We start from the raw sequence: 236 nt of genomic DNA on the forward strand, positions 1-236 counted from the left end.
CGTCTATGTCTTAGGGTTAAAATCAAAAAATATTGGTTGTTTTCGCGATGTTTCCTTACGTTTTCGATAAAACCCTCTCGTAAAAGGATTTTAACAATACTTTCCGTGATGTTAGTCGATCCTATCCGAACCGTTCCTTTTCTATTCATGTCAGCATTTCGTATAGAGGTTATTATATCAGCAATGGTGTCTTTCCCCATGATAAGTTAAAATTCCTTATTGTTCTATAATTTTGA

Annotated in this window: 1 protein-coding gene; it reads right to left on the reverse strand. The window is 33.9% G+C overall.

Features of this window, described 5'->3' with window-relative positions:
- On the reverse strand, positions 1 to 200 hold a 200-nt coding region (gene rpsH / locus IE312_RS44925; RefSeq protein WP_189986845.1), incomplete at its 3' end, for a 30S ribosomal protein S8.
- Positions 201 to 236: the final 36 nt, after the last annotated feature.

It is taken from the genome of Streptomyces capoamus, from assembly GCF_014654935.1.
Taxonomy (GTDB): domain Bacteria; phylum Actinomycetota; class Actinomycetes; order Streptomycetales; family Streptomycetaceae; genus Streptomyces; species Streptomyces capoamus.